Annotated in this window: 20 protein-coding genes; 7 read left to right on the top strand and 13 right to left on the bottom strand. The window is 69.0% G+C overall.

The features are described from left to right. Positions 1 to 108 precede the first annotated feature (108 nt). From ABZ027_RS40965 to ABZ027_RS40950, 4 genes are all read right to left on the bottom strand, one after another. Positions 109 to 522 carry an Ohr family peroxiredoxin gene (locus tag ABZ027_RS40965; protein WP_356777790.1) on the bottom strand — a complete coding sequence of 138 codons (414 nt, stop codon included), beginning with the start codon at positions 520 to 522 and terminating at the stop codon, positions 109 to 111. A gap of 416 nt (positions 523 to 938) precedes the next feature. Next, positions 939 to 1,688 carry a class I SAM-dependent methyltransferase gene (locus ABZ027_RS40960; RefSeq protein WP_356777788.1) on the bottom strand — a complete coding sequence of 250 codons (750 nt, stop codon included), beginning with the start codon at positions 1,686 to 1,688 and terminating at the stop codon, positions 939 to 941. Between the two features lie 147 nt (positions 1,689 to 1,835). Further along, entirely contained in the window at positions 1,836 to 4,604 is a 2,769-nt protein-coding gene (locus tag ABZ027_RS40955; protein WP_356777786.1) for an AAA family ATPase, read from the bottom strand. Positions 4,605 to 5,247: 643 nt separating this feature from the next. After that, positions 5,248 to 5,988: an SDR family oxidoreductase gene (locus tag ABZ027_RS40950; RefSeq protein WP_356777784.1), complete on the bottom strand. Its 741-nt coding sequence runs from the start codon at positions 5,986 to 5,988 to the stop codon at positions 5,248 to 5,250. A 325-nt stretch (positions 5,989 to 6,313) separates the two neighbouring features. Here ABZ027_RS40950 and ABZ027_RS40945 point away from each other — a divergent pair, with 325 nt between their 5' ends. Next, positions 6,314 to 7,228: a UTP--glucose-1-phosphate uridylyltransferase gene (locus ABZ027_RS40945; RefSeq protein WP_356777782.1), complete on the top strand. Its 915-nt coding sequence runs from the start codon at positions 6,314 to 6,316 to the stop codon at positions 7,226 to 7,228. A gap of 300 nt (positions 7,229 to 7,528) precedes the next feature. Here ABZ027_RS40945 and ABZ027_RS40940 read toward each other — a convergent pair whose 3' ends face one another. The 5 genes from ABZ027_RS40940 to ABZ027_RS40920 form a co-directional block, all read right to left on the bottom strand. Then, the gene (locus ABZ027_RS40940; protein ID WP_356777780.1) at positions 7,529 to 8,467 is read right to left on the bottom strand and encodes a hypothetical protein; all 939 of its coding nucleotides are present in this window, start codon (positions 8,465 to 8,467) and stop codon (positions 7,529 to 7,531) included. Next, positions 8,464 to 8,952: a hypothetical protein gene (locus ABZ027_RS40935; protein ID WP_356777778.1), complete on the bottom strand. Its 489-nt coding sequence runs from the start codon at positions 8,950 to 8,952 to the stop codon at positions 8,464 to 8,466. Before ABZ027_RS40935 ends, ABZ027_RS40940 begins: the two co-directional genes overlap by 4 nt. Continuing rightward, on the bottom strand, positions 8,952 to 10,178 hold the full coding sequence (locus tag ABZ027_RS40930) for a macrolide family glycosyltransferase (protein WP_356777776.1): 1,227 nt from the start codon (positions 10,176 to 10,178) through the stop codon (positions 8,952 to 8,954). The genes ABZ027_RS40935 and ABZ027_RS40930 overlap by 1 nt, the downstream gene beginning before the upstream one ends. Further along, positions 10,175 to 11,074, bottom strand: a complete 900-nt coding sequence (locus ABZ027_RS40925; RefSeq protein WP_356777774.1) for a patatin-like phospholipase family protein — start codon at positions 11,072 to 11,074, stop codon at positions 10,175 to 10,177. The genes ABZ027_RS40930 and ABZ027_RS40925 overlap by 4 nt, the downstream gene beginning before the upstream one ends. A gap of 307 nt (positions 11,075 to 11,381) precedes the next feature. Then, the gene (locus ABZ027_RS40920; protein ID WP_356777772.1) at positions 11,382 to 12,335 is read right to left on the bottom strand and encodes an ABC transporter permease; all 954 of its coding nucleotides are present in this window, start codon (positions 12,333 to 12,335) and stop codon (positions 11,382 to 11,384) included. A 204-nt stretch (positions 12,336 to 12,539) separates the two neighbouring features. Between ABZ027_RS40920 and ABZ027_RS40915 the strand changes: the two genes are divergently transcribed. Continuing rightward, a complete protein-coding gene (locus tag ABZ027_RS40915; RefSeq protein ID WP_356777770.1) occupies positions 12,540 to 13,013 on the top strand; it encodes a MarR family transcriptional regulator in 474 nt (157 codons plus the stop codon). Positions 13,014 to 13,095: 82 nt separating this feature from the next. On the opposite strand, the gene ABZ027_RS40910 is transcribed toward ABZ027_RS40915, so the two are convergent. Beyond that, positions 13,096 to 13,764: a nitroreductase gene (locus tag ABZ027_RS40910; protein WP_356777768.1), complete on the bottom strand. Its 669-nt coding sequence runs from the start codon at positions 13,762 to 13,764 to the stop codon at positions 13,096 to 13,098. Positions 13,765 to 13,912: 148 nt separating this feature from the next. Here ABZ027_RS40910 and ABZ027_RS40905 point away from each other — a divergent pair, with 148 nt between their 5' ends. Then, on the top strand, positions 13,913 to 14,563 hold the full coding sequence (locus ABZ027_RS40905) for an NAD(P)H-dependent oxidoreductase (RefSeq protein WP_356777766.1): 651 nt from the start codon (positions 13,913 to 13,915) through the stop codon (positions 14,561 to 14,563). 246 nt (positions 14,564 to 14,809) lie between these two features. On the opposite strand, the gene ABZ027_RS40900 is transcribed toward ABZ027_RS40905, so the two are convergent. From ABZ027_RS40900 to ABZ027_RS40890, 3 genes are all read right to left on the bottom strand, one after another. Continuing rightward, positions 14,810 to 15,214 carry a MarR family transcriptional regulator gene (locus ABZ027_RS40900; RefSeq protein WP_356777764.1) on the bottom strand — a complete coding sequence of 135 codons (405 nt, stop codon included), beginning with the start codon at positions 15,212 to 15,214 and terminating at the stop codon, positions 14,810 to 14,812. A gap of 233 nt (positions 15,215 to 15,447) precedes the next feature. Further along, positions 15,448 to 15,921, bottom strand: a complete 474-nt coding sequence (locus ABZ027_RS40895) for a carboxymuconolactone decarboxylase family protein (protein ID WP_356777762.1) — start codon at positions 15,919 to 15,921, stop codon at positions 15,448 to 15,450. Between the two features lie 309 nt (positions 15,922 to 16,230). Continuing rightward, entirely contained in the window at positions 16,231 to 16,692 is a 462-nt protein-coding gene (locus tag ABZ027_RS40890; RefSeq protein ID WP_356777760.1) for an Rrf2 family transcriptional regulator, read from the bottom strand. 217 nt (positions 16,693 to 16,909) lie between these two features. Here ABZ027_RS40890 and ABZ027_RS40885 point away from each other — a divergent pair, with 217 nt between their 5' ends. The 4 genes from ABZ027_RS40885 (at position 16,910) to ABZ027_RS40870 (ending at position 19,878) form a co-directional block, all read left to right on the top strand. Next, the gene (locus ABZ027_RS40885) at positions 16,910 to 18,127 is read left to right on the top strand and encodes an FAD-dependent oxidoreductase (protein WP_356777758.1); all 1,218 of its coding nucleotides are present in this window, start codon (positions 16,910 to 16,912) and stop codon (positions 18,125 to 18,127) included. 239 nt (positions 18,128 to 18,366) lie between these two features. Continuing rightward, a complete protein-coding gene (panD, locus tag ABZ027_RS40880; RefSeq protein WP_356777756.1) occupies positions 18,367 to 18,786 on the top strand; it encodes an aspartate 1-decarboxylase in 420 nt (139 codons plus the stop codon). A gap of 23 nt (positions 18,787 to 18,809) precedes the next feature. After that, entirely contained in the window at positions 18,810 to 19,154 is a 345-nt protein-coding gene (locus tag ABZ027_RS40875; protein ID WP_356777754.1) for a GNAT family N-acetyltransferase, read from the top strand. A gap of 49 nt (positions 19,155 to 19,203) precedes the next feature. After that, positions 19,204 to 19,878, top strand: a complete 675-nt coding sequence (locus ABZ027_RS40870; RefSeq protein ID WP_356777752.1) for an aspartate/glutamate racemase family protein — start codon at positions 19,204 to 19,206, stop codon at positions 19,876 to 19,878. Positions 19,879 to 20,603: the final 725 nt, after the last annotated feature.

Here is a 20,603-nt window from a genome sequence, read left to right as displayed (position 1 = left end):
GTTATTTGTTTTCATCTATATGTTTGTTTGGTGCCGGCCGTCCGTCAAACCACGACTGCTGAAACAGCCTGGAACGGCCCACAGTTCAGCACGCAGTCGGGCCGGCGGTCAGGAAGCCAGCGTGATGGTTGTCGGCGTCCCCTGCCAGGCCATCCTCGCGTAAGGGCAGAGCGAGTCCGCCTTCTCCAGGAGCGGGGCGGCGATTTCAGGATCGATGCCGGGCCACTTGACCACCAGGTCGACGCGCAACAAGTAGCCGCCGTCTCCCGGGTCGCGCCCGAAGGCCACGGTTGCCTCCACAAAGATCGCGGCGGCATCGAGCGCGGCTTGTCGTGCCACCAGGCTCAGCGCCCCGTGGAAACAGGCGGCAAAGCCGGCGGCGAAAAGTTGCTCGGGATTCGTCCCCTGGCCGTCTCCCCCCAGTTCGGCGGGCATGCGCAGGTTGAGATCCAGGACTCCGTCGGTCGAGCGTGCTCTTCCCGAGGCCCGCCCGTGACTCGCTGTCCCACCGCTCACGGTCACCGTCGTGGTGTAGAGAGGGGCGAAGAACTCCCCGTCGAAGTCCTTGTCGGTGGACAGATTGGGCAGCCGGATCTGCTCGGTCACCGCACGTCTCCTTCAGTGCCGTCGTACACGGTCGGGCGCGAAGCCTGCATAGATGCGGGAAGTCCGCTGTTTGCCGGCGTCGGCATGTCACACCGACACACCACGCGAGACGCCCGGCAACGCGCAGAACGCATCGAACCAACCAGGCCACAAGCCATGTCTTGTCCACCTCCATGTCGTGGGCGACGCCCCGGTTCCGATACAGCCAGTTGACCGGCGAGTCACTCCCGATGTGACACCCCCAGAGCTCGGGAGTCCCGGCGTAGCCGTTTTCCGGCCGGGCTGGAACGCCGAGAGCTGATCGCCAGTCGCGACTGTCTCTCCAACACCCGTCATCGCCGCCTGCGCCGCACCGCCAGTACGGAAGAATCGGCCCGCTCGGGCAGCGGGGCAAACCCACACTTCTCCAGTTCCCCGATCACCTTCGTACGGGAAGCCGGCCACATCCAGAACGTTTCGTTGTGCTCTCGCAGCACCACGCCCTCACCCCGTACCCAGTACTCGAAGCGGGTCCGAATCCGGTTTGCGTCTGCCGACGCCACCATGCGTCCCCCGTACTCGTGCCGGCCGACCCTCTGGGGCGCAAGGACATATGTGGTCTCGTGATGCGGGAGGCGGGCGGGCGGCAACTGGACGAGCAACACGCCTCCCGGCACGAGTGCCTCGGCGATGGCCGGCCACAGGCCCTGCCGCGCAGCCGGATGAAGACAGGCGATCGTGTTGTGGCATATCGCCACATCGGCCACCTCCTGCAGACCGGCCTCGCCAAGCGGGTGAGGGTAGACCGTGACCCGCATTCTCAGGTCGGCGGGCAGGGATGCGAGACGCGTCATCAAAGCGGAACGCATGGAACGCGTGGGCTCGACGGAATGCACGGAGACCTGCGACTCCATGAGGCTCATCAGCGTGGCACATCCCGTGCCGGCGCCCACATCCAGTACGCCGGCACGGGCTTTGTTGACATCGCCCCGGTACAGCCGGCGTACGCGCGCCCCATCCCGCTCGGACTGCAGAACGTCGTAGAACTCGGCACTGATCGCATAGGCGTCCTGCTGCTCCCGGCCGATGGAGTCAGCGGACACATCTGATGGGGAAGGGTGCATATACAGCAAGACAGGCCATGCGACTCATCTGTGACAGTGACGTCCAGGCAGACACCATTGCCCCTCGTGACCGTCGTGACTTCTTGCCTGTGTCACATCCTCGGCAGAACGCATGCACGTCGCGGCCTAGGCCGACGTGGCTTCGCCTACGAGCTGCGTGGTCCGGATCTCCTTGCGTGAGGAAATACCGAGCTTCGAGAACACCTTGCGGAGGTGCCATTCGACCGTGTGGGGGCTGAGGAACAACTGGGCGCCGATCTCGGGGTTCGTGAGCCCTTCGCCGGCGAGACGAGCGATCTGCGCTTCCTGCGGGGTGAGGGCCGCGGGCGCCGCGACGGGATGTTTGCGAACCCGCGCTCCCGTGGCCTGCAGCTCGCTTCGTGCGCGTTCGGCGAACGCCTCGGTCCCCATCTGGCTGAACATCTCGTGTGCGAGGCCCAGTTGGGCACGGGCGTCGACTCGACGGTTCTCGCGGCGCAGCCATTCGCCGTACGAGAGTTGTGCGCGGGCGAGTTCCACGCGGATTCGGGTGCGGCCGAGTCGCTCGATCGCCTCGCGGTAGAGATGCTCCGCGGCGTCACCCTCGCTCAGGAGCGCCCGCGAGCGCGCTTCCACGCCCAGCGCCCAGTCCGTGCCACTTGCTTGTGTCGTCTCCGAGAGCTGCTCGAGCGCCTCGGTTGCCAGCTCGGGGGAACCGCTGCGTGCGGCCGCCTCGACCATCTCGGCCAAGCCCCATTGAGGCGAGGCGAACTCCCACGGGTGGGCGGCTGCCTCTTGGGCCGCAGCCAGTGCTTCCGTGTATTGGCCGAGGCCGTTGCAGAGCACCGCGTGGTAGAGGTGTGTGACGGTAACGGCGGCTCCCTGGCCACGCGGCATGGCCTCGGTCATGATCGCGTCGATCAGCGTGCGGGCCTCGTGCTCGCGACCGCGCCAGGCAGCCAGGCCGAGCGGCATGACCCGCGCCGGGGTACTCCCGGTCGCCGCACACACAGTGCCGACCTCCTCGATCAGCGACGCGGCCGCCGTCAGCTCCCCGGCGAGAAGGTGCATGTGTGCGCGGGATTCGAGCACATCGGGGAGGGTGCTGAGCGCGCCGGCCTCGCGGGTGATGGTCACGTGACTGGTTGCGACCACGTGCCAGCGCTCGTCGTCCCACAGATCCGCAGCAAGAACCGACGCGAGCCAGAGCCAGCGCAGCGCTTCGTGAACGGGTATCTCCTCGCCGCAGAACGCTTCGAGGATTTGGTCCATCATCGGCACCGCAGCCGAGTAACCGTCGGTGAGACGCACGGCAATGGCATCCAGCAGCATGTCGGGCACCCGCGGCGGCGGCTGCGGTGGCGGCGTGCCGCGGGCAGACTTGCCCACCTCTCGCAGGCCTGGGCCGCGCGCCAGCCGGCCGGCGAATATCGCCGCCGCGATGGCGTCCAAGTAAGTCTCACGGGCGAGCGCGACGTCGAGCCGCTCGAACCGGCGAGCGGCGGCGAGCAGCAACGAGGGAGCCTCACTGCCGCGGTTCTGGGCGAACGCGATCTGGGCATGCAGCACATCGAGCCGCGCGCGCCCATGCTCGTCGAGGGGGCCGGCCTCTGCTGTGGCGAGGAGAGCAGCCGCCGGTTCGAACGCCCCGGCGTGGAGCTTGGCCTGTGCGGCATCCACAGCGCGATGCGCACGTCGGGCAGGATCTTGCGTCAGCGTGGCCGAGCGCTGGAGGAACGCAGCCGCCGCCGCGATGCCGCCGCGTGCCTGCGCCCGGCCCGCGGAGCGCTCCAGCTCGGCAGCCACCATCTCGTCAGGTCCCGAGGCTGCGGCGGCCAGATGCCAGGCCCGACGATCGGGATCGAGCTGAGTGTCGGTGGCGTCGGCCAGCGCCTTGTGTACCTCTCGACGGTCGTTCGGGCCAGCCGCGCGATAGGCCGCCGATCGCACCAGCGGGTGCCGGAACCGCACCCGAGTGCCGAGTGTGATCAGCTCCGCCGCGTCGGCATGCGACGCAGCGGCGTCGGCGTCGATCCCCAGCCGCTCGGCCGCACGCCTCAACAACGTCACGTCGCCGACCGGCTCGGCGGCCGCGGTGAACAGCAGGCGTCGCGTCTCGGCCGGAAGTGACTGGACGCGGCGGAGGAATCCCTGCTCGATCTGGCTCGACAACGGTGATGCGTCCGGACGCCCGAAACCGCCGGCCAGCTCCGCTGCGGTCAACCCGCGAGGCAGCTCGAGCAGAGCCAGCGGGTTACCGCGCGACTCCGCGACGATGCGGTCGCGCACCCGCTGGTCGAGCGGCCCGGTGACGACCGAGTCGAGAAGTGTTCGGGAGTCGTGCTTGGTCAGCCCCGTGACAAAGAGCTCGGGGAGGCTGCCAAGAGCCTCGTCGGCGTTGGGCTCGCGGACGGCGAAGACCAGCACGACCGATTCCGCGAGCAGTCGACGCGCGACGAACTCCAAGGTCAGTGCGGACGCGCGATCCAGCCACTGGGCGTCGTCGATGAGGCAGAGCAGCGGCTGGTGCCCTCCGGCGTCCGCGAGGAGGCTCAGAGTGGCCAGGCCCACGAGGAACCGGTCGGGCGCATGGCCGGCGCGCAACCCGAACGCCGTGCCGAGTGCGTCGCGTTGAGGCTGGGGCAGATGGTCGAGGCCGGCCAGCAGAGGAGCGCAGAGCTGGTGCAGGCCGGCGTAGGAGAGCTCCATCTCGGACTGGATGCCGGCAACCCTGACCGTGCGGCATCCAGCACGATCTAGGAGGTATCTCAACAGCGCGGTTTTCCCGATCCCTGCCTCACCGCGCAGGACCAGGACCCCACTGCGCCCAGCCCGGACGCCTGTCATGAGGTCGTCGAGAGCCCGGCACTCGTTCTGCCTTCCGAGGAGTCCGGCTCTTGAACTGCTCTCCGCCATGGCAGCTCCCATATCAACGCACTCCGGCCGGTATCGTAATACGTTTCCGGATCGCTGCACCTGCGGTGATTGTGCGAGTAAGGCGGATTCCGGCTCAACCGGTGTGGTGCCAGTTACTCCGTGTGATGACCGACGGTACGGCGGCCGGTGGAGCCGTTGCCCGACCGGAAGCCCTCGTCGGGCACATCCGCTCCACTGCCCGGATGCTCACTGAGCGCGAAAGCAGGCAGCGCACTGCACCGGGTCGGACGGCGGACAGGGAGGGGAGACGCAGCCTCGTTCACGACAGATGGGGCGGCAGGGTAAATGGCTACGCGCGCAGGTGCCGCCGGCCTGCCGAACCGGGCCGGCCTGGCGCCGACCTCGGCGGGCCAGTCCTCACCGACGACGGTCTCCAGCGGCACGCCGGAGACGGGTGAGGGAATCTCGGTGTCCACCTCGTCGATACAGACGGCGAGCAGAGGCCCGGCGGCGCCGGTCGAGCTCACTCGTCGCGGAGGACTCCGTTGAGCCGGGTGGTCGGATCACTCCTCGCGGCCCTTCCCGTCAAGGCGCGGGGAAGAGGGCGGACGTCGGCCACAAGCCGCCTTGGGCGGCCGTCCAGACGAGATGCGAGCGGGAGGCCGCGCCGTGTCCGCGCGTGTCAGCGCTGCGCGAGCCACTCGCTGAAGGTCGTGTGACCTATGTGGGTGCCCGGTCCGGGCAGAAGCGCGCGCTTGCCCACTTCGGCGGCGAGGAGCCTGGCGCGTGCATCGGTGACGACGCTCCTGGCGTCGCCCTTTGCGGCGAGGAGCTTCGCCGTGAGGTCGTCGAGGCGGTACTCCTCGGGACCGGCCACCTCGAGCGTGCCCAACAGGGGCAGCCCTACAGCGACATGCGCGACGGCGGCGGCGACGTCGTCCGTTGCCACGGGACGGATCAGCGCAGGGGCGACGTGGACCCCGTCCGGGCGTGTGTCCGCCAGAGCCATGGCCTCAAGGGACTCGAATGAGAGCGCGGCCCGCACGATGGAATGAGGGATCGAAGACTGCCCTGCCTGGTACTCCTGCAACTCTTTCGCGAGGAAGTACCCCGACCGCAGCCGCCCGGCTCCCGCCACCGACAGGACCACGTGATGCTCGACGCCGGCCGAGGCCGCCGCGGCCAGGAGGTTGGCCGTCGCGATGCGGAAGAACCGCAGTCCGGCTTCCTCGGTGCGCATGGGTGCGTCGGTGACGTCGACCACCACCTCGGCATCGCGCAAGGCCTCGCCGAGACCGCTCCCCGTGATCACGTCGACACCATGGCGGCGTGAGACGGGCACGACTTCCACACCGTGGTCACGGAGTCTGGTAACCGTCCTGGAGCCGATCAGCCCCGTGGCCCCTGCGACAACGACTCTCATCCTGGTCCCTCCTGTCGAGGGGTCGACGACCCCGTGGACGCGCACTACACATACGACAGGGCTCACACCATGGTTGTGACACCGAGCGGGGAGCGTCACAGAAGCGACGACATCTGTCACACAAGCACGGCTCACACGGTCTTCACTTCGATGGACGACTACGGAGGTGCGACTGTGCCCAGCCCCTGTGAACTGACGTGTTGCTGCTTCCTGTTCAGCCAGGTCACCTCCGACCGAAGACCGCTCCCGGGGGAGGGCAAGACGAGCATGAGCGCCACTGACGTCGGTCAATGACCGTCCCCCGCCGACCGGAGAAAGAGACGTGATGACCCCGATGATCCGCAGAGCCGTCATTCCCGCCGCCGGGCTCGGCTCCCGTCTGCTGCCGCTGACGAAGGCGATCCCCAAGGAAATGCTCCCGGTCGGCGACAAGCCGGTCATCGAGCACACCGTTCGTGAGCTGGTGGACTCCGGCATCACCGACATCACCATCGTCGTGTCCGGCGGCAAGAGCCTCATCCAGGACCACTTCCGCCCCAACCCCGCCCTCGTCGAACAACTTCGCGAGGACGGCAAGACGGCCTACGCGGACGCGGTGGAGGAGGTCGCGGAGCTGGCCCGCCAGGGCCACATCACGTACCTGGACCAGTACGGCCCGTACGGCAACGGAACCCCCGTGCTGAACGCGGCCCGTGCCTTCAGCGACGAGCCGGTGCTCGTGCTGTGGCCCGACGACGTGTTCGTGGCCGAGGTCCCCCGCGCCCAGCAGCTGATGCGCGCGTATGAACAGACCGGCTGCCCGGTGCTGGCCCTCATGCCGATGGATCCCACCGACTCCCAGCGCTACGGGGTGCCCATTCTCAAGGAAGACCTTGGGGACGGCCAACTGCGCATTACCGGTCTGGTCGAGAAGCCCGAGCCCGCTGCCGCACCGTCGTCGTACGCGGCCATCGGCGGCTACGTCGTCACCCCCGGCGTCATCGACGAACTGCGCGAGCAGACCCGCCGCTGGTACGAGCACAGGTCCGGCGAGGTCTACCTGACGGACGCCATCAACGCCTACGCCTCCACCCGCGCGGTGTACGGGCAGGTCATCCAGGGCCGGTGGTACGACACCGGCAACCCGGGCGACTACATGGTCGCCCAGATGGCGTTCGCCCTCGCCCACCCGGAGTACGGCCCCGTCCTGCGCGGCCTGGTCGCGGGACTCGACGTCGACAGTGCTGTCGGCCCCGGGTGAAAACCAGCCCCTGACCTGCCGGTTGCGGCCCTCTGCCTACTTCCCGGGGAGACGGTCCATATGAACCCCAAGGGCCGGGGCGAGCCGCTCGACCAGCCCTTGGCGGCGAAGAGTTCGAGTGCGGCAGCGAGGATCTCAGCCCTGGTACTGCTCTTTCCCGGACGTCGGCCGCCGCCCCGTGAGAGCCGCCCCCCCGAGGGGATGCGGCAACGGGACGGGCCGTGTTGTCGTTCGGGCAGGGGTCGTCGGCTCCGTCGCCGAGCGTGGAGGGCGCTACGCTGCGCACCCTGGCCGGGCCCCTCATGGCAATGGATGGCGTGGCGCGGCGGTCGTACTGAGATGGGCGCGGATGGCCGCGATCACAGTGTCGGCGGTGCGGTCGAGGTGGCTGCTGCCGTCGGGCAGCTGAGCCGTCGGGCTGATGTAGCTGCGCGGCCCGACGTGCGTGGCCGGGTCGAGCCGATGCACGGTGATCTTCCCGGCGCGGTCGGCCCGGTTCCATCCACTACGGCGGAACAGCGGCCAGCGCTGCGGGAAGATCCAGGTGCCGACCCGCTCGATCCGGTCGCTCGCGCTGGTGAGCCGATGCACGTGCTCGGCATGGGTGAGGTCGTTGGCGCCGTTGTGGAAGCCACCGAGCGTGATCAGCAGGAGCGGGCAGCGTAGCTGGGTGTGCAGCTCGTCGACCGCACCGGTGGCGACCTGGGCGCCGCCGCTGTAGCTGAGCAGCACCACGGGTACACCGCTGTCGGGTCGGTAGCCGGCGAGCCGGAGCTGAGTGGCGATCTGGGAGCCGACGGCCCGGTTGTACAGGGGGCGGTAGCGGTGGTCGGCGGCGACGAAGGTCTGCACCACGTTGTGCAGGAAGAGCAGCAGCCCGATGCGGCGGCGCAGCCACGCCCACACCGGTCGGTCGGCAAGCGGGTCGGCCAGTGGTGAGTAGGGCTGCACCTGTCCCAGCACCCGTAGCTCCGGCGCTCCCGCGATCAGGGCCTTGACCAGTTGGCCGCCGTCGCGGCTGTCCAGGACGCGCCGCTTGCCGATGCCGTCGAGGTAGACCAGGTAGGCATCGGGGGGACTGTCAGGGGCCGCACCCCGGGCGTAGGGAACGCCCTCCGGGAGCTCGGTGACAGGGGCCCGCCAGCCGGCGCCGTAGGCAAGAACCTCGTAGCGGGCCAGTAGGGCTTCGGCCAGCAGAGCAGGCCCGATCACGCCGCCCCAGAGCAAGAAGTCGTTCATGCGATCGACCCCCGCGCCGCGGTCGCGCTGATCCTGACGACAAGACGCCGAACGGCCTCTACGGCGAGACCGAGCCCGGTCCCAGCGACGGCGACGCAACCAGCTGCGCTCCACCAGTCCAACCCGCTCGCCGCGGCGAGCGGGCCGACCAGACCGGCCCCGACCCCCGCAAAGAGCAGGAAGTGGAGAAGGGGCCCGAGCAAGGGGAACGCGAGGACGGCGGCGAGCACCAGCGGGGCGACCAGGCTCGGCGTCCACACCAAGCCGGTGCCTGGTGGCGAAGAGGACAGCACCAGCTCGGCCAGCGTCCACGCGGTCAGCGGCCACAACGCGAACACCACACCCTCGACGAGGCCGGCAGGCAGCAGAAGCCCAGCCACGAAAGTCCGCGACATACCAGGCCTGCGCGCCACCAGAGGCAGGATGCGCCCGGCGGTCTCCGACACCCCGGCGAACAGCAGCAGGACAACGACGGTCGGCGACATCACTCGGCCCCGCTGTGACGGAGCGACGGAGCCGACGGACCGGCCGGGCCCGCCGCCTTCAGGTATCGCTCGAGTTCGTCGGCGGCGCGCCCGTATCCACCCGCCTCGCGCTGGGCGTCCCGCAGGGTGCTCGCGGCCTGTTGGAACCGGGGCTCGTGAAGCAGACGTCGAGCGAGGACACGCACCGAGCCCCTTGCGACGTCCTGGGTACGCATCGACAGGCCGGCGCCGAGCTCGACGACGCGCCGGGCAACCATCGGCTGGTCGGCACCCTGCGGGACCACCAGCAGCGGAACCCCCGCGTACGTGGCCTCGTTGACACTGTTCATCCCGCCATGGGTGACGAACAGCGCCGCGCGGGCCAGTACCTGCGGCTGCGGTACGAAGCGGCGGGCGAGCACGTTGGCCGGCAGCGGACCGAGCGCCTCGGGATCAGTCTGCCCGGTGGAGACGACCACGGTGCCGCCCAGCGGGGCGAGCGCGGTGGCAAAGCTTCGCAGCAGCTGTGGGGCGGCGTTGAACACCGTGCCCAGCGAGGCGTACAGGACCGGGTCCTGCAGCCGATCGGCCGGGAAGGACGGGTCGACCGGCCGGGCGCCGATGCTCGGGCCGACGAACCGATACGACTCGTCGAAGTCCTCGACGGCAGGCTGGAACGCCCGTGAGGTGTAGACCAGGTTGAGCGGTCGGCGGATGTTCGCCATGTCGAGCAAGGGCAACCCCCGCGCGTCGAAGCGGCGGTGCAGAGCCCAGCGGGACCGCAGGTAGCCCTGGACACTGCGGGGCTGAGCCGTCGCTGCGGTCAGCAGGTCCCAGGAGGCACGGGTGGGGCTGGGGACACGCCGGTTGAGGGCGAACGTGGTGAACGACGAGGCTGCCGGCACCCCGAGTTCGCGGGCGGCGACCGCGCCCCACAGACAGGCACTGTCGTGGACGATCAGGTCGGGTCGGTCGCGGCGCAGGTCGGTGAGCACAGTGGGCAGCAGGCGCACGGCGGTGCTCGCGAGCGCGTCCATCCACGTGACCGGCGTCGGCGGATCGGGGAGCGGCTGGTCGCCCCCGGGGTAGAGGTGCACGGTCGCGCCGGTGGCCTCGATCTCCTCACGGAAGGCAGGCGAGGTGTGGTAGGTGACGGCGTGGCCGCGCCGGACAAGCTCGGCCACGACCGGCAGGGTCGGGTTGACGTGCCCGTGCATGCCGATGTTGAGGAACGCGATGGTACTCACAGGTCGACTCCCACTGTGGAACAAGTTGACGCCTCGCCCGGGCCGGCGGATGCCGCCGAAGGATCATCGGCCCGGTACAGCCCCGGCCCATTGATGCTCAGCCCGTCCAGAAAGCGCCCCGCCGCGCGGCAGGCGGTGCTGATCAGCCGCTGGGAATGGCCGAAGTCCCACGGGGCGGGCCACCTCTCGATGCCGGTCGGCAGCACGACGGTCGGGATGCGCCGGGACACCTCCTGCAGATCACGCTCGATCTGGTGGTGCAACAGCAGTAGCCCGGCCCGGCCGGCGACCGCTCCGGCCCGTCGGCGCGGATTGGTGGGGCGCAAAGGCGAGCTCTCCGGCCCGGCCGCGACCACCACCACGCTGGCCGCCCCGGCCTGTTGGGCGGCCAGTACCGGGACATAGGCGATCACCCCGCCGTCGACGAGCGTCCGGCCCTCTCGATCGACGGGGGGCAGCATCCCAGGAATGGCCGTGCTGGCCAGTAGCGCCGACTCGAGGTCTCCGTGGTCGAGCAGCACCGGTGCCCCGGTGGCCAGGTCCATGGCCACCGCGGTGAACGGGACCGCCAGCTGCTCGATCCGCGACGGCAGCCCAGCCCGCGCGATCAGTCGACGCAGGCCGCGATCGGTGAAGATACCGGCCCGTGAGGACAGATAGCCGAGGGGATACACCTCACGGCGACGCAACTGGGTCCACACGTGGTCCAGCCACGGCGCGGCGCTGTCGGGGTGGGCCGCCGCGATGGCCCCATTGAGGGCGCCCACCGAGGTTCCGATGATCAGGTCCGGGACGAATCCGCGCTGCTCCAGCGCGTACCCGACACCGACATGCGCTGCTCCGAGCACGCCACCGGCGCCCACCACCACGGCCACGGGCCGGGGAAGAGTGCTCAATCCGGCCGATGTCGGGACCGCGGGCGGTCTTCTCGACGCCGCCTCGCTGAGGCCGAAGTGCGCCGACGAGGCTGGTCTTTGGCGACGAGAAACCCTCATGATCCACCTTTCTCACCACGGCACCTGAGCGGACCGGTCTCCCCACTAGGACCGGGCAGCCATACGATGTGTGACACCGTCGGTCCAGGTGTGGCAGGTGAAGCTGTCATTGCAGGCACACGGCAAACAGTGTGAGCTTGCGAAAGCACGGTGTGATCAGGACAGTCGGAACGCTCAGCAGTTCCGACAAACTCATCCCTGGTCGTCCTCACGCTCTCGCGGCGTGCAGGATCGCGGCCGACGCGGCGATGCGGTCCAGCAGGAACAGCGCCGCGACGCACAGAGCGATCCAGACCGACAGCACCACCACACCGTCGACCAGCCCGTCGTGGTGGAAGTAGACGAGCCCGTCGAGGGCGCGGACTCCGACGCCTAGAGGCATGACCGAGGTGAGGGGCTTCAGCCAACCAGGCAGAAATTCGGGTGGCAGCACGCCACCGCTGCTGGCGTTCCCCATCACCAGCATGAAGATCGACGCCATCAGAACTCCGATCGGGCCGAAGATCCGGATCAAGAGGATGGTGGCTGCCGCCACAGCCCCCGCCATCAGCGCGACAAGCCCCGCGATGCCCAGAAAGGGACCGGGTATGGCTCCGAAGGCCGTACTTGTGATGAGCGCGGTCGCCAGCCCGCCGACGACTGCGAACAGAGTCAGACTGCTCACGCGCTGCCCGAACGAGAGGCGCGGTGCCACTTGGTAGGTCACCTGGCCGAAGAGGAACCCTGCGAGCACCAACCCGAATGAGGCATAGAAGACCGACAGGCCGCGGCTGTCCCCGCTCGAGAGGGGAAGGATGTCGACCACGGGCCACTTCTCGTCTCCCGGCCGGCAGTCCGGGGCGCAGGGGCTGGCGAGCGGAGCCACCAGCGCGGACACCGCGGGGCCGTTGGCACCCGCATACACGATCCTGGGATCGCCGTTGTCGGCCAACAGCGCGGCATAGGCCTGGCGGTGCTCAACCGCCAGGCGGGCCGAGGCGTTGTCCGGGTACCGGTCGATCTGGAAGCCCGCCGGCGAGACACGCTGCAGCCGGACGTCGAAGAGCGCTGCGGTCCTGTCGGATGCGGCGACGGCCACCGGCAGTCGGTGCGCCTGGGGCGTATGGAAGGCGGCGAGGAAAACGCTGACGAAGACGAGACCGATCGTCAGCACCGTGATCACGGGCTTGAGCACCGCCTGCGGACCGGTCAGACCCGGCCGTTCGGGTGGGGCGTCGGTCTGCGCTCCTGGATGGTGACGGTGCCGCCTAGGTCCATGGTCGGGGTAAGGGGGATGACTTTGACTTGGGGTGTCAGTGTTGGGCATGGATCCTCGATCTTCATTGTGTAAGCTGCCTTATAAGCTACCTTACATAGGGAGACATAGATGGCGGTGAAGGATCCAGGTGAGCGCGTCGGCTACCTGATCTGGCAGCTCTCGCAGGCGTACGCACAGCGCCTCGAACGGGCGTTGCGCCCGCTCGGGCTGACCCAGGCGCAGTTCAGTGCGCTCGTCCGACTGAGCCGGGACGGGGCGATGTCAGGCGCTGAACTTGCCCGCCGCTGTGGCATCACCGCCCAGTCCATGGGCGCGGGACTGCGGAGCCTGGTCGAGCGTGGCCTCGTCGAGCGGCGTCCCCACCCCACTCACGGGAAGATCATCGAAATGTGCGTCACACCCGCGGGCGAGGCGCTGGCACTGCGGGGCGAGACCGCGCTCGAACCATGCGAGCAGGAGGCCCTGGAACCGTTCCTGCCCCGGGAGCAGGAACAGGTACGCGCTCTCCTCCGCCGCATGCTCGGTACCCTCAATGCCCCGGCGCTGGGACCGGACAACCGGGATCAGCGCGGCGGGACATGAGCTGCACACGGCTCAGCGCTTGAGCGCGCGGAGGGCGACCTTCAGTGAACTTCAACGGCCTGCCTTCACAGGGAGGCCGTTGTCAGTGACCGTCGACGAACGTGACCGTCTCGTCGAGCGGCGCCCGGCCCGTACGGGCGTGATGCACCGTGACGTCCTCGAACCCGATCGACATGCCGCAGAAGAGGATGAGCTCGTCCTGGGGCGAGAGGATCTCCGCGACGGTCCTGTGGTACTTCGCCCATGCCATCTGGGTGCAGCTGTGCAAACCTTCGGCGCGGAGCAGCAGCATGACGGTCTGCAGATACATGCCGACGTCCGACCATTGGGCCGGGCCCAGGTCGCGGTCGATGTAGCAGAACAGGGCGGCCGGCGCTCCGAAACAGTCCCAGTTCGCTGAAGCGGCCCTCTGGCGCGCCTCCAGGTCCTCGCGCGGAATGCCGAGTGAGCCGTAGCGCTGCTCGCCGAAGGCGGACCGGCGCTCGTGGTACGGCGACTTCAGTACGGCCGGGTACATCTCGTACTCCGGCTCGTCCCATGGGTCGCCCGCGGCCAGGCGCTCACCGGTGCGCTTCTTGAGTTCGACCAGCGGCTCGCCGGTCAGCGCGTAGGCGCGCCACGGCTGGAGGTTCGACGCGGACGGCGACCAAGCCGCAGTGGACAGCACGCGCATGAGGACTTCCTTCGGGACATGCCGGTCAGTGAATCCGCGCACCGCCCGCCGACTCGTGACCGCCTCGTAGACGTCCAAGACCGCCTGCCTCCCCGCTACTTGAGGTGATTGCCTTCGTTGCGATCACGACAGTATCATTCAATACCTTCTCGTGTTTAGCTATCACTGAACACGAATCGTCAGCCCTTGGCTCCCCGCCTCGGGCACCGCACTTTGGAGTAAGCCCATGGCCACGCTGCTGCACATCGATTCGTCCGCGTTCCCCGGCGAGGCGTCCTCGTCGCGTTCGGTCGCGGCCGCCTTCCGCAAGGCCTGGGAGGAGCAGCACCCGGAGGGCACGGTGATCTACCGCGATGTCGCCGCCAACCCTGTCCCGCACATCACCGCCGATGCCTGGTCCGCCGGTTACGTCGCTCCGTCCGAGCACACGCCGGAGCAGTCCGCCGCGTTCGCCGCGCGAGTGAAGCTCATCGAGGAGCTGGAGCAGGCGGACGCCGTCCTGATCGGCGCCCCCATGTACAACTACACGATCCCGTCGACCCTCAAAGCGTGGCTGGACCACGTGCTCCTGCTCGGCCGCACCGCGGGCGAGACCCCCTCCGCCCAGGGCACCCCGGTCATCGTCGTCGCAAGCCGCGGCGGCTCCTACGCGCCGGGTACCCCACGCGAGGGCTACGAGTTCGTGCAGAACTACCTGGAGGCCGTCCTCAAGGACACCCTCGGCCTTGACCTCGAGTTCATCGTCCCGGAACTCACCATGGCCCCCCGCAACCCGGCCATGTCCACGCTGGTCCCCCTCTACGAGGCCTCCCGCGAACGCGCCTTCGAGAACGCGACCGCCAAGGCCAAGGAGCTCGCGGAGCGGCTCGCCGCCTAGGGTCCTTCGTTTGGATCACGCTGCAGACGCGGGGCGCGCCACGCCTCGCGTCTGCAGCGTTGACCTTGATTCCCCGCAACTGACTCCCGTGTCACGACGGTGTGTTCGGTCCTTTGGGTGGGCCGCGACCACCATCGGGGGCCGGGGCGTAGCGGCGATGACCGCAGCTTCCAAGGGCCGGTTCGCCGCGAAAGCTGCATGAGACGAAACGCCCCCACGCGGCAGGCAGTCACTGCGCGAGCGCGCTCACGCCTCACCGTCGGCGGGATGGGCGAATCGGGTCAGCAGATCCATCAGCTGCGCGGGCTCGCCGGGGGCCAGTTCGGCAACCAGACGCTCAGCCAGCGGCTCCGCCGCCACATGGGCCGCGTCGAAGAGTTCGACGCCCTGGGGTGTGATCTCCACTGCCCGCACCCGCCGGTCCCCCGGAACAGCCTTCCGTACGGCCAGCCCCCTACGCTCCAGGTCGTCCACCACCCGCATGATTCCCGCTTTGTCCGACCCTGTCGCCTCCGCCAAGTCCCGCTGTACCGTGGGCCCGCGGTCGACCAGTACGATCAGCACGGCGAAATGCCGCAACTCGATGCCGAGCGGCCGGAGCGCCTCCGTCATCACCGTGGCCGCGTGCCAGTGCGCCCGGCGCAGGAGCAAGCCGAGAGCGAAAGGCCCTACATCCCCGGGGCGGCCGGTCGTACGCGAGGCAGTGGTTCGGTGGGGAACGTCGGCGGGCATGGCACCACATTACACAGCCATCGACTCATTCGATACGGTATGGTTTGAAACCAAATGCTAAGCGTGTCGTGGACCTGTGCTACCTGATTTGGAAGGGCCCGGCAGGGCACGGTCGAGAACACTTGGGCGCGATGTCAGCCGGTCGGTGCCGGTCATCCGAACCGGCCAGGCTGGTAGTCACCGGCGGGCTGCTTGTTGATGACGTTGACGCGGTTGTAGGCGCTGATGATGGCGATGAGAGAGATCAGGGCGACGAGTTGGTCCTCGTCGAAGTGCTTCGCCGCGTTCGTCCACGCCTCATCGGTGACACCCCCGGCCGCGTCGGCGATGCGGGTGCCCTGTTCAGTCAGTTCCAACGCGGCGCGCTCGGCGTCGGTGTACACCTTGGCCTCGCGCCAGGCCGCGACCAGGTGGAGGCGTTGTATGTCCTCTCCCGCCGCAGCGGCGTCCTTGGTGTGCATGTCGGTGCAGAAACCGCAGCCGTTGATCTGACTGGCGCGGATCTTCACCAGATCCTGGGTCGCGGTCGGCAGTGTCGAGTCCGAAACCACCTTGTTGGCAGAGTTGATGTGCTTCAACACTTTTTGCGCGAGCGGGTGGGTGAAGTGGTTGAGGCGCGATTCCATGCTGATCTCCTTGCCGCACGACGGATGCACACTATTGACCGAGGTGCCATGCTGATGTGTGACAGGAAGTCGGGTGACGAGACACGCGGCCGTGACCATTGCCAGGCCCGGGGCACACTCACCGGAAGCCGTGGTCCGGCGCGGGCCCCATGTGACAAGGTGTTACCTCACACGGTATGTTTCAGTGGGCGCCTCGATGTAGATTGCACAACGCGTGCAGCAGCCGCCTTCCGCCAGGATGTGTCCCCGCAGTGAGGGTGAGGGCTGCACCGTGGCCCGCCATAGCGGCTGCCGCGTCGTTTCGGGTGCTCAGTTGAGTGCGGAGCGCACTACTTGCCGGACCATCGGCGAGCGGTTCAGCTCCGCTCTGATGTCGGCAAGACACTGAGCGGCCAGCGCCCGGTGCCATTCCTGTTCCGCCCGGCGCATGGCCGCTTTGACGGCGCATGCGCCTGTCAGCGGCGGCGACAGTTCGCCGATCTTGCCGGAGCAGCGGATCTCGGTGCAGTGAAACACCTCGGTGTCTCCCTCGATCGCCTCCACCACATCCAGGAGGGTGATGCTCTCAAGGGGTTTGGTCAGACGGAACCCTCCGCGCGGTCCGGGCACGGAGGCCACGATCCCGGCACGGGCCAGCTGTTGCAGCTGCTTGTTGAGGTAAGAGGGGGAGAGGCCGTGGGCCTCGGCGAGCTGGCCGCTGCCCACCGGCCCGCCTCCGATCATGTCCAGGTTCAGCAGCGTGTGCAGAGCCCACTCGACACCTTTAGCCATTCGCATAATACGGACATTACATGTCCAGGATCGACGCTTGGTACTGGCTGCTGACCTGCGCATTCCGTTCGACGTGAGCGGCGGCCTCGCTAATAGATCTTGACATTGAATATCCAGGATAGTTAGTGTCCAGGAAGTGCGGTGCGGGCCCTGCTGGAGGCCCCCGCGGTAGACAGCCCTGCTCACGGAGCACCGGCTTCTCGCTTCGATTTCGAAAATGGGGAAGTTCATGAAGGATGTCCTGGTCATCGGTGGTGGTTTCGCCGGCGTGTGGAGCGCGGCAGGAGCGGTACGCGCCGCCCGAGAGGCGGGCGGCCCCGGCGACGACATACGAGTGACGCTGGTCAGCGGCGGCGACGATCTGGTCATCCGCCCTCGTCTCTACGAGGACGCCCCCGAAGGTATGCGAGTTGCCCTCGACCGCGTTCTCGGCCCGATCGGCGTACGCCGCGTCACGGCGACCGTCACAGGGATCGACGTCGAGGCGCGCACCGTACGTGCCGTCGGACGCGCCGGTGAGGAACTGGAGATGGCCTACGACAAGCTGGTGCTGGCCACGGGTAGCCAGCTCGTACAGCCCGACTTCCCGGGCTCGCGGGAAGTCTTCGACGTCGACACCCTTCCCGCGGCGGCCACCCTCGACAACCACCTGCGGAGGCTGCCCGAGCGCGCATCCTCTCCGGGCCGCTACACCGCCGTCGTGGTCGGCGCCGGGTTCACCGGACTGGAGATCGCCACCGCACTGGGCGAACGGCTCCGCGCGATCGCCGACCGCGAGAGCGAGGCGGAAGACGTCCGGGTCGTCCTGGTCGACCGCGCCGACGTCGTGGGCCCGGAGCTCGGCCCCGGCCCACGCCCGAACATCGACGACGCGATCGACGAACTGAGGATCGAACGACGTCTGGGGCGCACCGTGGCATCGGCGACCTGCCGGGACGTCACCCTCTCGGACGGCGAAGTGATCCCCGCGGCGACCGTCGTGTGGACGGCCGGTATGGCCGCGAGCCCACTCACGGCCCAGATCCCCGGCGAACGCGACCGGCTGGGACGACTCGTCGTGGACGCATACCTGAGGGTCATCGCAGTGCCCGGCGTCTACGCGGCGGGCGACACCGCGCTCGCCCCCGTGGAAGAGGGCTCCTCCACGGTGCAGTCCTGCCAGCACGCCCTGCCCATGGGCAAGTTCGCCGGCCACAACGTGGTGGCTGACCTCCTGGGCAACACCCCGCTGCCCTTCGCCCCCGACCCCTACGTCACCTGTCTCGACCTCGGCCCCGCCGGCGCCGTCTTCACCGAAGGGTGGAACCGCAAGATCGCGCTGACCGGGCAGGAGGCCAAGACTCTCAAGCGGAACATCAACGCGATCTGGATCTACCCGCCGATCGACGACCCGGAGCAGATCCTCGCCGAGGCGGGCCGTTTCTCGAACGGCTGACCGCCGGCCAGTCCTTTCGATCGCCGAGCCGTGAGGGCGGTGGGAGCCGTGAGTCACCGATCAGTCGGCGGCTCAGGGCTCCCAGGGCTCATGGTTCATTCAGGAAGGTCGGCAACGGGTCAACGTGAGTCCTGGAACACCCCAGGGCTGCTGACCGGAAACGCGAATCGCTGTACGCTCCGGGGATCGCCCTTGACCTGCACAGGCAGGCAGGGAGCAGACACGTCGGGAGCTTCTTCATGCTGCGCACCATGTTCAAGTCCAAGATCCACAGAGCCACCGTCACCCAGGCCGACCTGCACTACGTGGGATCGGTGACCATCGACGCGGACCTGCTCGACGCCGCCGACCTGTTGCCCGGTGAGCTCGTGCACATCGTCGATATCACCAACGGGGCCCGGCTGGAGACGTACGTCATCGAGGGCGAGCGTGGATCCGGGGTCGTCGGGATCAACGGGGCCGCTGCTCATCTGGTGCACCCCGGGGATCTGGTGATCATCATCAGTTACGCTCAGATGACCGACGCCGAGGCACGGGAGTTCGCACCGCGGGTCGTGCACGTGGACCGCGACAACCGGATCGTGGCTCTGGGGGCCGACCCGTCCGAGCCGGTGCCGGGGTCGGACCAGGAGCGTAGCCCGCAGGCCGTCGTGGCCTGACCCGACGTACCAGGAGCGTGCCCATGAGCGAGATCGAGATCCGCGACGACCGGACCGCGGGCCGTCTGGAGGCGCGCGGCGGTGGTGAAGTCGTCGGTCACATCGAGTACTTCGTGCTGGAGTCGCCCGCGGGCGCCCTCGTCCCCGTGCACACGATCGTCGAGCCGGCCCATGAGGGGAAGGGCATCGCGGGTTCCCTGGCGCGCGAGCTGTACGCCATCGCGCGGCGCGAGAACATCGTCGTCGCCCCGCTGTGCCCGTACGTCGTCAAGTGGGCCGAGCGCCACCCCGACGAGGCTCCGGCCGCCGACCCCGAACTGCTGCGCGCCGCGAAGCAGTGGCTGGCGGCACACCCGGGCCGTTTCTGAGCCCGAGGAGCGAACGAGCGGTAACGAGGACAAGTAGAGAGAACAACGCGTGACGCTCGCCCTTCTGCACACCTCGCCCCGCCACGTCCCGGTCTTCGACGGCCTGCGCGACGCGGACCACCAGGGCCTGGAGCTGCGGCACTTCGTCGACGAGGAACTGCTGAGCCGGGCCCGCGCCGAGGGACCGGACGCCGTACGGGACGACGTGCGCGCCGCCCTGGAGCGTGCCGTCGATCTCGGTGCGCGGGTCGTGCTGTGCACCTGCTCGACCATCGGGGGTGTCGCCGAGGCCGCCGCCCCCGAGGTCGGTGTGCCGGTGCTCCGGGTGGACCGCCCGATGGCCTCCGCCGCGGTGGCCGTCGGCCCGCGGATCGTCGTCCTCGCCACCGTCGAGAGCACCCTCGGCCCCACGGCCGCCCTGATCGAGGAGGAGGCCCGCCGCGCAGGCAACGCCGTCGCGGTACGCGGCCGTCTGGTCGGCGGTGCCTGGCAGCGCTTCGAGGCCGGCGACCTCGAGGGCTCGCTGCGCCTGGTGGCGGCAGCGGCCGACGAGGAGAGGGACGCGGACGTGATCGTGCTGGCGCAGGTCTCGACCGCCTCGGCCCAGCACCTGATGGCGACCACGATCCCGGTCCTGTCCAGTCCCCGGCTGGGACTGGCGGCGGGCGCCGAGGCGATGGCCATCGCCGAGTATCCGAGTTACGCGCCGGGCACAGGGGAGTAAGGGGTCCCAGCAGTGGGTGCAGAGGGTGTGCAGTGGGCCCGACTGGGCGCCGCCCCCAGACCGCACGTCGACCGACCGCACGTCGAGCGGCCCACCAGGACCAGGTGGTTCACGCCGGGGAGTGAGTGGCGGCGCCGCCGTCGGGTACGCGGGGGAGTAGTCCAGAGCCGACGTCGACCGACTGGCCGGAGGACGCCATGACGAACCCGTACTCGGACCCGGTCCATCCAGGACCCACCCCTGGCCCCGGACCGGAACCCACACCCGGCCCGGATCCCGGGCCGCCGCAGCCGTACCCCGATCCGGTACCGAACCCCGAACCGCCCCCGGCTCCGGACCCGACATCCCCACCGGTCCCTGGTCCCCCTCCGGACCCAACGCCCCCACCGGCCCCAGGCCCGACTCCGGACCCCCGTCCGACGCCCGAACCCTCCCCGTCGCCGATTCCCCCGGGTCCGGAACCCGTGCCCCAACCGGAACCGGGTCCGCCGCTGACCTGAGGCCGGCAGCCGCGTCATCCCGCCGCTCCCGTCGCGCGGAGACCGGGCCACCCCGCCCCGCGCCGTAGCCCGGCCGCAGACCCGCCCGGCGCAAGCGGCCGGTGACGACACCTACCCAGCACGACGGCGGTGGTCCGTAGCCTGGCCGAGGCTGACGGGCAGGCTACCCGCCGGGCTCAGCGCTGCCTGCGCCAGGTCCGCGGCAGCAGGGCGGACCGAGGCCGT

It is taken from the genome of Streptomyces sp. NPDC006332 (genome assembly GCF_040612855.1).
Classification (GTDB): domain Bacteria; phylum Actinomycetota; class Actinomycetes; order Streptomycetales; family Streptomycetaceae; genus Streptomyces.
Note: the sequence above shows the minus strand (reverse complement) of the source record. Positions and strands in the feature narration are given on the sequence as shown.

Excerpts from the sequence above, each read along its gene's own strand:
- ABZ027_RS40945 (WP_356777782.1), top strand. The coding sequence starts at position 6,314 with ATGACCCCGATGATCCGCAGAGCCGTCATTCCCGCCGCCGGGCTCGGC.
- ABZ027_RS40895 (WP_356777762.1), bottom strand. The coding sequence starts at position 15,921 with ATGGAATCGCGCCTCAACCACTTCACCCACCCGCTCGCGCAAAAAGTG.
- panD (WP_356777756.1), top strand. The coding sequence starts at position 18,367 with ATGCTGCGCACCATGTTCAAGTCCAAGATCCACAGAGCCACCGTCACC.
- ABZ027_RS40875 (WP_356777754.1), top strand. The coding sequence starts at position 18,810 with ATGAGCGAGATCGAGATCCGCGACGACCGGACCGCGGGCCGTCTGGAG.
- ABZ027_RS40885 (WP_356777758.1), top strand. The coding sequence starts at position 16,910 with ATGGGGAAGTTCATGAAGGATGTCCTGGTCATCGGTGGTGGTTTCGCC.
- ABZ027_RS40905 (WP_356777766.1), top strand. The coding sequence starts at position 13,913 with ATGGCCACGCTGCTGCACATCGATTCGTCCGCGTTCCCCGGCGAGGCG.
- ABZ027_RS40955 (WP_356777786.1), bottom strand. The coding sequence starts at position 4,604 with ATGGCGGAGAGCAGTTCAAGAGCCGGACTCCTCGGAAGGCAGAACGAG.
- ABZ027_RS40935 (WP_356777778.1), bottom strand. The coding sequence starts at position 8,952 with ATGTCGCCGACCGTCGTTGTCCTGCTGCTGTTCGCCGGGGTGTCGGAG.
- ABZ027_RS40950 (WP_356777784.1), bottom strand. The coding sequence starts at position 5,988 with ATGAGAGTCGTTGTCGCAGGGGCCACGGGGCTGATCGGCTCCAGGACG.
- ABZ027_RS40890 (WP_356777760.1), bottom strand. The coding sequence starts at position 16,692 with ATGGCTAAAGGTGTCGAGTGGGCTCTGCACACGCTGCTGAACCTGGAC.
- ABZ027_RS40915 (WP_356777770.1), top strand. The coding sequence starts at position 12,540 with ATGGCGGTGAAGGATCCAGGTGAGCGCGTCGGCTACCTGATCTGGCAG.
- ABZ027_RS40940 (WP_356777780.1), bottom strand. The coding sequence starts at position 8,467 with ATGAACGACTTCTTGCTCTGGGGCGGCGTGATCGGGCCTGCTCTGCTG.